The organism is Actinophytocola sp. (genome assembly GCF_050699915.1).
GTDB lineage: Bacteria > Actinomycetota > Actinomycetes > Mycobacteriales > Pseudonocardiaceae > Actinophytocola.
Window position 1 is genome coordinate 16453 of record NZ_JBOHGA010000073.1, and the last position, 11405, is coordinate 27857.

General features: G+C 69.3%; 11 protein-coding genes. 8 read left to right on the forward strand and 3 right to left on the reverse strand.

Annotated elements, in window-relative coordinates:
• Positions 1-4: 4 nt before the first annotated feature.
• The 4 genes from rimI to ACRDSK_RS15435 are packed head-to-tail and all read left to right on the forward strand — an operon-like array spanning position 5 to position 2794.
• A complete protein-coding gene (gene rimI, locus ACRDSK_RS15420; protein ID WP_431441565.1) occupies positions 5-490 on the forward strand; it encodes a ribosomal protein S18-alanine N-acetyltransferase in 486 nt (161 codons plus the stop codon).
• Complete coding sequence (gene tsaD, locus ACRDSK_RS15425) at positions 487-1530, forward strand: tRNA (adenosine(37)-N6)-threonylcarbamoyltransferase complex transferase subunit TsaD (protein WP_431441551.1); 1044 nt, start codon at positions 487-489, stop codon at positions 1528-1530. The genes rimI and tsaD overlap by 4 nt, the downstream gene beginning before the upstream one ends.
• 33 nt (positions 1531-1563) lie before the next feature.
• Positions 1564-2448, forward strand: a complete 885-nt coding sequence (locus tag ACRDSK_RS15430) for a TIGR01777 family oxidoreductase (protein ID WP_431441553.1) — start codon at positions 1564-1566, stop codon at positions 2446-2448.
• Positions 2449-2473: 25 nt separating this feature from the next.
• Positions 2474-2794 carry a DUF4873 domain-containing protein gene (locus ACRDSK_RS15435; RefSeq protein ID WP_431441554.1) on the forward strand — a complete coding sequence of 107 codons (321 nt, stop codon included), beginning with the start codon at positions 2474-2476 and terminating at the stop codon, positions 2792-2794.
• Here ACRDSK_RS15435 and ACRDSK_RS15440 read toward each other — a convergent pair.
• The 3 genes from ACRDSK_RS15440 to ACRDSK_RS15450 form a co-directional block, all read right to left on the reverse strand.
• The gene (locus tag ACRDSK_RS15440) at positions 2780-4693 is read right to left on the reverse strand and encodes an N-acetylmuramoyl-L-alanine amidase (protein ID WP_431441556.1); all 1914 of its coding nucleotides are present in this window, start codon (positions 4691-4693) and stop codon (positions 2780-2782) included. The genes ACRDSK_RS15435 and ACRDSK_RS15440 overlap by 15 nt on opposite strands.
• Before the next feature lie 62 nt (positions 4694-4755).
• Positions 4756-5334 carry a hypothetical protein gene (locus ACRDSK_RS15445; RefSeq protein ID WP_431441558.1) on the reverse strand — a complete coding sequence of 193 codons (579 nt, stop codon included), beginning with the start codon at positions 5332-5334 and terminating at the stop codon, positions 4756-4758.
• Positions 5335-6225, reverse strand: a complete 891-nt coding sequence (locus tag ACRDSK_RS15450; RefSeq protein ID WP_431441559.1) for a helix-turn-helix domain-containing protein — start codon at positions 6223-6225, stop codon at positions 5335-5337.
• Between the two features lie 230 nt (positions 6226-6455).
• On the opposite strand from ACRDSK_RS15450, the gene ACRDSK_RS15455 reads away from it, so the two are divergent.
• From ACRDSK_RS15455 to groL, 4 genes are all read left to right on the forward strand, one after another.
• Positions 6456-8201, forward strand: a complete 1746-nt coding sequence (locus tag ACRDSK_RS15455; RefSeq protein WP_431441560.1) for a TIR domain-containing protein — start codon at positions 6456-6458, stop codon at positions 8199-8201.
• A gap of 44 nt (positions 8202-8245) precedes the next feature.
• Complete coding sequence (locus tag ACRDSK_RS15460; RefSeq protein WP_431441561.1) at positions 8246-9148, forward strand: aminoglycoside phosphotransferase family protein; 903 nt, start codon at positions 8246-8248, stop codon at positions 9146-9148.
• Between the two features lie 213 nt (positions 9149-9361).
• Positions 9362-9655 (forward strand): co-chaperone GroES, encoded by a 294-nt coding sequence (gene groES, locus ACRDSK_RS15465; protein ID WP_407779580.1) that lies wholly within the window; start codon positions 9362-9364, stop codon positions 9653-9655.
• Positions 9656-9729: 74 nt separating this feature from the next.
• Positions 9730-11367 (forward strand): chaperonin GroEL, encoded by a 1638-nt coding sequence (gene groL, locus ACRDSK_RS15470; protein WP_431441563.1) that lies wholly within the window; start codon positions 9730-9732, stop codon positions 11365-11367.
• Positions 11368-11405 lie beyond the last annotated feature (38 nt).

Here is an 11405-nt window from a genome sequence, read left to right on the forward strand (position 1 = left end):
GACGGTGCGCCTGGCGCCGCTGGACTACGCGGACCTGCCGCGCTGCGCGGAGCTGGAGCGGATCCTGTTCGCGGGCGACGACCCGTGGAGCGAGAGCACGCTGCGCGCCGAGCTCGACCACGGCCACCAGTACTTCGGGGCCTATGTGGAGGGCGCCGGGCTGGTCGGCTACGCGGGCATCTCGGTCGTCGGCAGCGCGCGCGACGCCGAGGCCAGCGTGCACACGATCGGCGTCGACTCCGCGTGGCAGGGACGGGGCATCGGCAAGATGCTGCTGCGCGCGCTGCTCGCGGTCGCCGACGAGTTCACCGCGCCGGTGTACCTCGAGGTGCGCACCGACAACGTCGCGGCCATCGCGCTGTACCAGGCGCACGGCTTCGACCGCATCGGACTGCGGCGGCGGTACTACCAGCCCTCGGGCGCCGACGCGTACACGATGGCGCGCCCCGCAAAAGCACGCGAGACGGCAGGGAAGGACGGGACGCCTTGACGATCGTCCTGGGCATCGAGAGCTCGTGCGACGAGACCGGCGTCGGCATCGTCCGGCTGCACACCGACGGCACGATCGAGCTGCTCGCCGACGAGGTCGCCTCCAGCGTCGACCAGCACGCGCGGTTCGGCGGTGTCGTGCCGGAGGTCGCCAGCCGCGCACACCTCGAGGCCATGGTGCCGATCATGAGGCGCGCGGTGGCGTCGGCCGACATCGAGCTGTCCGATGTGGACGCCATCGCCGTCACCTGCGGACCGGGCCTGGCCGGTGCGTTGCTCGTCGGCGTCTCGGCCGCGAAGGCCTACGCCGCCGCGCTGAACGTGCCGCTCTACGGCGTCAACCACCTGCCGGGCCACGTCGCCGCGGACACGCTGCAGCACGGGTTGCTGCCCTCGCCGTGCCTCGCGCTGCTCGTGTCCGGCGGACACACCCAGCTGCTGCAGGTCGACGAGCTCGCCGGCAAGATCACCGAGATCGGCTCGACCATCGACGACGCCGCCGGCGAGGCCTACGACAAGGTCGCGCGCATCATCGGCCTGCCTTACCCGGGTGGCCCGCCCATCGACAAGGCCGCCCGCCGCGGCAACCCCGACGCGATCCGCTTCCCGCGCGGGCTCACCGGCCCGCGCGACGCGAAGTACGACTTCTCCTTCTCCGGCCTGAAGACCGCCGTCGCGCGGTGGGTCGAGAACCGCGAGAAGGACCGCCGCGCGATCCCGGTCGACGACGTCGCCGCGTCGTTCCAGGAGGCGGTCGCCGACGTGCTCACCGCGAAGGCCGTGCGTGCCGCGTCCGATTTGGGCATCGGCACCATGGTCATCTCCGGCGGGGTCGCCGCCAACTCCCGACTGTCCAGTCTCGCCGCACAGCGCTGCGAGGAAGCCGGCCTCCGGCTGCGCGTGCCCCGGCCTCGGCTGTGCACGGACAACGGAGCGATGATCGCGGCGCTCGGTGCCCACCTCGTCGCTGCGGGTGTTCGTCCGTCCTCTTTGGAGCTGTCGGCCGATCCTGCGCTCCCGGTGGGCACCGTGTCGGTATGAGACGGACGGCACCTACCCCGTACCCTCATCCGGGTGAATATCGCGGTGACCGGGACCAGCGGTTGGCTGGGTAGCGCGCTGATCGAGCACCTGCGCGCCCAAGGTCACCAAGTGACACGACTGGTGCAGCGCCGGCCGGACGCCGACGACGAGGTGCTCTGGTACCCCGAGCTCGACACCGCCGGGCTGGCCGGCGTGCAGGCCGTCGTGCACCTGGTCGGCGAGCGGGTCTACGGAAAGTGGACGGAGCACCACCGCGAGGCCATCCGCGAGTCCCGCGTCGGCGGCACCCAAGTGCTCGCCGACGGGCTCGCGAAGATGGAGGACGGCCCGCGGACCCTGCTCTGCGCGTCCGCGATCGGCTACTTCGGCGACCGCGGCGACGAGGTGCTGACCGAGACCAGCCCGCCCGGCAAGGGCTTCCTCGCCTCCGTGCACCGCGAGGCCGAGGAGGCCGCCGACATCGCCGACCGCGCCGGGCTGCGGGTCGCGCACCTGCGGTTCGGCATCGTCCAGTCCACCGAGGGTGGTGCCCTCGCGTGGCTGCTGCCCCAGTTCCGCCGCGGGCTCGGCATCCGCGCCGGCGCCGGCCACCAGTACGTCAGCTGGGTGTCGCTGCCGGACGTCGTCCGCGCGATCGACCACGTGCTCACCACCCCGACGCTCGCCGGCCCGGTCAACGTCGTCGCGCCGCATCCGGTGACCAACCGCGAGTACGCCGACATCCTCGCCAAGGTCCTCGGCCGACCGCGGTTCCTGGCCCTGACCAGGGGCTTGACCAGGCGGATGTTCGGCACGGACGTCGCGGACGAGATCGTGCTCGCGAGTGTGCGGGCGGTCCCCGAGCAGCTGCTGCGCACCGGGTTCACGTTCCGCCACCCCAGCCTCGAGGCGGCCCTCCGCGAACTGTTGGACTGACTATTACTTGCGGTAACATGTACTAATGGCAGAACACGACGAGGACGGCTACGAGGGCCAGGCCACCCTTCGCGTCGAGGACACCGAGCTGACCGTCGACGTGGTCCTGGCCGGCAACTTCGAGCCGATCGACGGCAAGTACCACTGGTACGGCCGCATTCGGGCCAACCCCGAGCTCGCCGAGCTGATCGGCGCGCGCAAGGCCGCCGGCTCGATCCGCACCCCGCACGGCGAGGCGGACGGCCGGCTCGCCGACCTGGACCCCTGGGGGAGGTACCGGATCACCGGAACCGGCCGCCCGCCGTTCCCCGTCCCCACGACGCTCGAGGAGCTAGGGCAGTACTGACGGCCGCACGTCGACGTCCGCCGCGTCGACGAACATCGCGCGGTGGCCGAACTGGATCTGCACGTACTTGGTCTTGCCGCGCACGACCGTGTGGTTCGTCGCGGCGTAGGTCACCGCCCAGTAGTACTCCGAGCCGGTGACCAGCCCGACCGAGTACTTCTGCCCGGCCGGCAGCGAGTACTGCAGCGGCGTGACCGCCTGCACCGGTACGTGCGCCGGGTACGCGGCGGCCTCCGGGTAGGCCCGGCCGTACACCGGGATGCTCGCCCGGCCCGGCTTCGGCGTGACCACGAGCCCGGCCGACCACAGCGCGGCCGGCTGGCGCTTCGGGTTGTGGAACCAGCCCTTCTGGCCCAGGTACCAGATCGCCGTCCAGTCACCCCGGCGGTCGGCGATCGCGTACCGCTGCCCGGTCTCCACCCGGCTCGAGTGGTCGGAGATGTGCATCGTGCCCGGGCTGCCGTCCGGGTGCAGGCCGACGTCGGTGAGCAGCGGTGCGTCCGCGCGCGGCGCGGTGTGCAGGATGACCGAGCCGGACCCGCGCGGCGGGCACGGCTCGCCTGCGGCCTCGCAGCCGGTGAACGCCGGCTTGTTCTTGTCGAAGTCCGGCCTGATCGTCACCATGCCGCCCCGCGCGGTGCCGGTGCCGCGGAACGGCGCGCCCAGCAGGTCGAAGTAGTGCGCCCAGTCCCAGTAGGGGCCCGGGTCCCAGTGCATGCCGCCGACGGTCGACGGGATCGTGCCGGGCACGTTGTCGTGGCCGAGGATGTGGGCGCGGTCCATCGGGATGTCGTACTTGGCGGCGAGGTAGCGGACCAGCTTGGCGGAGCTGCGGTACATCGCCTCGGTGTACCAGCTGCCGTCGGCCGCGAAGCCCTCGTGTTCGAGGCCGATCGACTTCGAGTTGACGTACCAGTTGCCGGCCTGCCAGGCGACGTCCTTGTGCTTGACGTGCTGCGCGACGTGGCCGTCGGCGGAGCGCAGACTGTACTGCCAGCTCACGTACGTCGGGTCCTGCACCAGGTCGAGCGTGGTGTCCCAGGTGGCCTCGGTGTCGTGGATGATGATGTAGTCGATCTTCTGGCTGTGTGGCCGGTCGGCGAGGTCGTGGTTGCCGTAGCCGCCCTCGAACTCCTCGTACGGCGCCGGGATCCACTCGCAGCCCAGCCCGCGCGGGCATTCGGTCTCGTCGTCGTTCGCCTGCCGCACGCCGAGCTGGTCGACGCTCGGCCGCAGGTTCGGCTGCGCGGCGAGGCGGACGTGCTGGCCGTCGTCGGTGACCCGGGCCGCGCCTTGTTTGATGGTGGCGAACACCTCGTCGGCGAAGTTCGCGGCGGTCGCGGCCTCGGTCGCGCCGCTGTAGCGGGCCACCGCGCCGTACCAGTCGGCCGGCTTGTCACTGTGGACGCCGAGGTCGCGCTGGTGCGCGGCGAGCAGGGCCGCGCCGCCGCGGATGTTCTGGGTGGGGTCGGCGCGCAGCGCCTCCTGGTCGACGCCGGTCAGCTCGGCCGCGCGGGCGGCGGTGCGCAGGCTCGGGGCGGAGAGGTCGGGCGCGCCGGCCTCGGGGTGCAGGGCCGGGCGGGCGGTGTCGCCGCGTGGGTCCTCGGTGCCGCGGTCGTGATGGGTGCCGCCGGTGTCGACCGCGGTCACGTCGGTGAGGTGCATGGGGCCGAAGCCGGCCGCGGTGCTGGGCGCGCCGGCGTTGGTGTTCCACCGGGACTCCAGGTAGGAGACGCCGAGCAGCACGCTCTCCGGCACGCCGAACTCGACGGCCGCGGCGGCGTAGGCCTGCTGCCGGGTGGCGGGGGTTTCCTCCGCACTCGCGGTGGTCATGCCAAGGACGAGGCTGGCGGCGAGCACACTCGCGCTGACGACGGTGCGCTTCGACGACCGGAACATCACGCCTCCAGGAGACGGGCGACTGGGGACCGGGGTAACTCTGATCCCGGCAGCGCTGGAGGTCAATCCTTTGCCGCCGATCGGCCTACCTCGTGACTGTCTGACCTGCTCGGAAACCGGTACTGGGTGATCCTGTCCAGCACCAGGGGCTTCGCTCGGGCCTGCTGGAGGGGTCGCGGCCGCACTACATGATCGGAACGCAGGTGCGTGGCGATGCAGTCAAGACTGTCGCCCGGCCTGAGCCCGCAAAGAATGGCCACCTCATCCGGTCCGCCGACGGTCCAGCCGAGCTCATCGAGGCTGCACAACATGCCGTGTGACCGTTCGCCGCGGTACTTTCGGTTTCGCATCTTCTTCGTCCGCGGAACTGTCAAACCGTTCAACGCCGTTACTCGTGCTCCGGGCGGCGCCACTGGGACCAACTCCGCTGGTCGCACCTTGTACCTGCCCCCGAAGACGATCTGAACGGGCTTGCCGTTGCCAAGGTCGACGCGGGCCAACCAGATTCTCTCTCCGTTGGGATGTGCGCCTGTGTGCAACACTCTGCCGACGATGGCGTCAGAGTCGACAACAAGCACGGGGCAATGTAGTGGTTGCGACATCGGCCGCGCACCCGCTGGCCGTGAATTGGCCCATTTCATTTACACCCGCGAACCGGCGGCGTTCCACAGTGTGTCAAAGGCTCCGCAGGCTCGGAGGGTGTGGTCGGGCGACATGATCATGTCCGCGTTGGACTCGTCGTTGGGCCTGTTGAGGTAGCCAAGCCAGGTGCCGCTGAGCAGGAACTTCCCGAACTGGTTGAACAAGGCCGGTTCGGCGATTGCCAGGCTGCTGACGTCGAGTCGATAAAGCCCGGCGCCGCCCATGACCGGCAGCACGGTCTTCCTGAAGGAGCAGTTCTCGTTCAGCCGATCGCCGCCAACGACTGCGGCCACCATGTCCCTGAATCGGGTGACTGCCTCAGCGCGGCCGCCGAGCTCCCCGGCCAACAGGAAGCGGTACTTGCAACCCTTGGTCAGATTTGACGTCACAACTTGAAAGAACTGACCGGCAGCAGCATCTCCGTCAGCCGTGTCGATGATGTTCGGTCTCAGATCCGTCGCGACGATGTCTGCTTGTCGGCAGAAGCGCTCCACTCGGAGGACTTCGTCCTGTTCGATGAGCCCCTCTAGGCCGGCCGTTCGGGACTCCGCGAGCTCGCGCGCCACCGCGTCGACCCGGTCGGTGAGTACGCGTCCGATGCGGGCGAGAAGGTCCGAGTGCCGGCTGGCGCGGGTTTGCACGTCCGTCAACGCGTGCTCGATGTACTTGGCAAGCGGGCCGTGATCTGCCGGCGCACCGCCGACCTCGCCGTAGACGAGGTAGTCCAGGCTGACCCCGAAGAAGTCCGCGAGCGCAACCAGCTTCTGGAAGCTCGGCCGGGTATGACCGCGGGTGTACTGGGACAGCGCCGCGGCGGTGATGCCCACGGCTTCAAGAATCGCCTGACGATTGCGACTATATCCGCCCCTTTCGATCAAGCTGTTGAGCATTTCCTCAAGCTTAACGTCTCGACTATTCACCTTGACGCTCCTCGGTCGGTATCGCCCGACCAGGACTCAGCCGGGTCTAAATTTGAGTACTACTTTCGTGTCGTCAAGTCATGCTATAACACGCAGCTGTTCCGGGAAGTGCAGCTTGACAGAGTGGTAAACTCTTGGGTGAGGTCTTGTCATGAGCGTCCATTGTGGGCGCAGAGATCAACCGATCAGACAATGTCGTGGTGATCGAGGCGGTGATGCGCATGTCGATCTTCGGATTTGGGGCTCCGAAAGGCGCTGTCGAAGAGGTCTCTCAGTCGGGTCTTGATGGATTTAGGACTCGGACAGCCGTTTCCGACCGTGGTGGACTCTGCCGGGTCTTCGTGTCCTATTCACACGTCGACGAGGCCGAACGGGTAAGGCTCGACATCCATCTCGCGCCGCTGGCGCGGGAAGGGCTCATCGACCTGTGGTGCAACCGGGCGATCGCGCCCGGGTCGGACTGGCAGCGGGACATCGGGGACGAGCTCGCGAACGCCGACATCGTCATTCTGCTCGTGACCGCGGATTTCATCGCATCCGTCTTCTGTTTCGAGAAGGAGTTGGCGGAGGCACTGCGACGACATCACGCGGACGGCGTCAGTATTCTTCCGGTGCTCGTCAAGCCGGTCGATTTCACGCACATGCCGTTCGCCCAGTTTCAGGCGTTGCCGCGGGACCTGCGGCCGATCAGTACCTGGGACAACGCGGACGCCGGTTGGCTCGAAGTCGCGCTCGGCGTCCGCGAGCTCGTCGAGGACATCTATCGGTCGCGCACGATATTTCCAAGCCAGCGGACCGGTCCGGATCGGGAGGCCGACACAACTCTGCTCGGGCGGCAGCTCAACGAATATTACGGCGCGAGCAGTTGTGTGGTGGACGGTCCACTTGCCGAGGACCGCGCGATCGAATGGATACCGCTCGACGAGGATTCCACGGCGATGCGGTTCGACAATCTCGTGCCGATAAGCGGCCGGTATTGGAACCGGTCACTCCGGTTCGCCGGCGGCGCACTGCAGAGACCGACCTTCCGGTTCGGCATCGACCTGATCGCGGCGAACGTCTTTCACAGCGCACGGCGGCATTTCCACGCCGGGGCTCCAGCGCTGGCCTTCGGGTGTGCGCGGCTCGGCGACGCGCTCGCGGTTCACTATCCCTATCTGTTCGAGACGCACGAGGGCGACGACTGGGCGTTCCTCACGCAGAGCCTGTTCTACCTTCCGTACCGCATGAACCGGGCGCTGCTGGAGGCCACGCTGCTGCGCGTGCGGCACCGCCTCGACACCACGGACCGCTGCCCGAACGGTGCGCGTGCCGGGCTGTTGCTCGCGATCGCGAACCTGTACCAGGACGCCGGCGAATGGGTCAGAGCCGAGGAACTGTACGACCGGCTGCTCGAAACGAGGCCAGCTCTTTCCTTGCAGGCCGACACAGTTCGGCGACGCGCGTTGGGACGCCTTCTCGGCGGCGCGAGCCACGACACGATGGACCGGGATTTCCGGTCCATCGTCGGATATAGGACAAATACGGATCTCTCCGTCTCGCTGGCGATCTGCCAAGGCTGGTGGCAGCTCGCGCGCGGGCGGCCCGAGCGGTGCCTGCGCGAGCTGGAGCCCTACGACTTCGACGAGGAGGCGCCCATTCCCGCACCGATGTACAGCCCGCACAACGCGATCGAGCTCAAGCTCACCCAGGCGGCCGCGCTCGACACGCTCGGGCTCAGCTGCGGGTCGCAGGTGCGGTTCGTGCGCCAGCACGCGCAGGTCCGGCTACGGCCTGTCTTTACCGACCACGTCGCGCCGCGCGTGCTCGGTGCGCGGTTCGACGACGTCGTCGAGCAACTGAGGGACGGTCAGGAGTTCGCGCCGGCCATGCTCGACTCGACGGCCGCCGCCCTGCTCGCGACCCGCGGCACGAACCTGACGGGGCGGCCGATCTGGGTCGACTGAAAGTCCGTTGTCTGCCAGGTCCGGCGGCGGTCATGATCGTGTCCATGACTCCGCCGGACGGCCGCGCCGGCATCGACGCCGGCCTCGTGCGCCGCCTCGTCGCCGCGCAGTTCCCGCGGTGGCGCGACCTGCCGGTGACCCCGGTGGCCGTCGATGGATGGGACAACCGGACCTACCGGCTGGGCGAGGACAAGTCGGTGCGGCTGCCGACCGCGGCGGGCTACGTCCCCGCCGTGGCGAAGGAGAACCGGTGGCTGCCCCGGCTGGCGCTGTCGCTGCCGGTCGACGTGCCGCGGGTACTCGGCGAAGGGGTGCCGGGCGAGGGCTATCCGTACCCGTGGTCGGTGCGCGGCTGGCTGCCCGGCAAGGTCGCCGACCATGCGCACATCGATGACTTGCCGCGCTTCGCGGTCGACGTGGCGGAGTTCCTGCTGGCGCTGCAGCGTTGCGACGCGACCGGCGGCCCGGTCGCCGGTCTGCACAGCTGGTACCGCGGCGCGTCACCGGCGCACTACGACGAGGAGACCCGGCGCTGCCTGACCGCGCTCGACGGGCGGGTCGACACCGCCGCCGCCGCCACGGTGTGGGATGCCGCACTGGCGGCGGAGTGGCGCGGCGACCCGGTCTGGTTCCACGGCGACGTGGCCGCCGGCAACCTCCTGGTCCGGGACGGCAAGCTGAGCGCGGTGATCGACTTCGGCACCTCTGGAGTCGGCGACCCGGCCTGCGACCTGGTCCTCACCTGGACGATGCTCACCGGCGACAGCCGGGCGGAGTTTCGGCGAGCCGTCGCCCAGGACGAGGGCACGTGGGTGCGAGCCCGGGGCTGGGCCCTGTGGAAGTCACTGCTCACCCTGGCGAACTGCATCGACACCGACCCGGACCTGGCCGCCCTCAACAGGCGGTTGATCGACGAAGTCGTCACCGACCACGCCCGGTCCGCCTAGCGACCACTCGCCGCCTGCGTTACGTACTGTGTGCACCAGCAGGACCGCGGAGACCGCGGGGACCCTCGTTGCACCGTTAGCAGTCGCGTGGGTAGAGTGCCAACCGTACGGCACCGACACCGCCCCGACACCCGCGACGGCGGGGTGGCAGGAGCCGCCAAGCAAGACAGGTAACTGCCAACGCAATCGAGTCGACCCGTGGAGGTCACCGCGGTGAGCGTGAACATCAAGCCGCTCGAGGACAAGATCGTTGTCCAGGCGAGCGAGGCCGAGGCCACGACGGCGTCTGGCCTCGTGATCCCGGACACGGCCAAGGAGAAGCCTCAGGAGGGCAAGGTGCTGGCCGTCGGGCCGGGCCGGATCGACGACAACGGCAACCGCGTCCCGCTGGACGTGAGTGTCGGCGACGTCGTCATCTACTCCAAGTACGGCGGCACCGAGGTGAAGTACAACGGTGAGGACTACCTCATCCTCTCCGCCCGTGACGTGCTGGCTGTCGTCAACTGAGGCATAGCGAAGTCAACGCACGCCCCGGCGGCCCTGTGGGGCTGCCGGGGCGCTGTGTTCCAGAAAGGTAGGACATGCCCAAGGAGATCAGCTTCGACGAGGACGCTCGTCGGGCGCTCGAACGCGGGGTGAACAAGCTCGCCGACGCGGTCCGCGTGTCGCTCGGCCCGCGCGGTCGGCACGTCGTGCTGGCCAAGAAGTTCGGTGGCCCGACGGTCACCAACGACGGCGTCACCATCGCGCGGGAGATCGAGCTGGAGGACCCGTTCGAGAACCTCGGCGCCCAGTTCGCGAAGAACGTCGCCACCAAGACCAACGACGTCGCCGGTGACGGCACCACCACCGCCACCGTGCTCGCGCAGGCCATGGTCCGCATCGGCATGCGCAACGTCGCGGCCGGCGCCAACCCGGCCGCGCTCGGCGCCGGCATCCAGCTCGCCGCCGACACCGTCGTGGCGGCGCTGAAGGACAAGGCCACGCCGGTCAAGGGCCGCGACCACATCGCCCAGGTCGGCACCGTCGCCTCCCGGGACGCGTCGATCGGCGCGCTGCTCGGCGAGGCCATCGAGAAGGTCGGCGAGGACGGTGTGATCACCGTGGAGGAGTCCTCCACGCTGGCCACCGAGCTCGTCATCACCGAGGGCGTGCAGTTCGACAAGGGCTACATCTCCGGCTACTTCGCCACCGACCCGGAGGCGCAGGAGGCGGTGCTGGAGAACGCCTACATCCTGCTGCACCGCGAGAAGATCTCTTCGCTCAACGACCTGCTGCCGATCCTCGAGAAGGTCGCCCAGGCCGCCAAGCCGGTGCTGATCCTCGCCGAGGACATCGACGGCGAGGCGTTGTCGACCCTGGTCGTGAACTCGGTGCGCAAGACGATCCGCGCCGTCGCGGTGAAGGCCCCCTTCTTCGGCGACCGGCGCAAGGCGTTCCTCGACGACCTCGGCATCGTCACCGGCGCGACCGTCGTGTCCACCGACGTGGGCATGAAGCTGTCGGAGGCCGACCTCGACGTGCTGGGCACCGCCCGCCGCGTGGTCGTCACCAAGGACGAGACGACGATCATCGAGGGCGGCGGCGCCAAGGCCGACGTCACGGCGCGCGCCGAGCAGATCCGCAAGGAGATCGAGGCCACCGACTCCGACTGGGACCGGGAGAAGCTGCAGGAACGGCTCGCGAAGCTGTCCGGTGGCGTCGCCGTGATCAAGGTCGGGGCGGCCACCGAGACCGAGCTGGCCGAGCGCAAGCACCGCATCGAGGACGCGGTCGCCGCGACCAAGGCCGCGGTCGAGGAGGGCATCGTGCCCGGCGGCGGCTCGTCGCTCGTGCACGTCGGCCGCGACCTCGACAAGCTGGCGGCGACGCTGTCCGGTGACGAGGCGACCGGCGTGAAGATCGTGCGGGCCGCGCTGGAGGCACCGCTGATCTGGATCGCCGCCAACGCCGGGCTCGAGGGCGTGGTCGTCGCATCCAAGGTGCGCGAGCAGAAGTGGGGCCACGGCTTCAACGCGTCGACGCTGACCTACGGCGACCTGGTCGCCGACGGTGTCGTCGACCCGGTGAAGGTCACCCGCTCGGCGGTCACCAACGCGGCGTCGATCGCACGGATGGTGCTCACCACCGAGGCATCGATCGTGGAGAAGAAGGAAGAGGAGCCCGAGGGTGCCGGTCATGGCCACGGCCATGGGCACGGACACGGTCCGGGCTACTGACCTTCATACAGACGCGAACGCCGCGCCCGGCCTCGGCC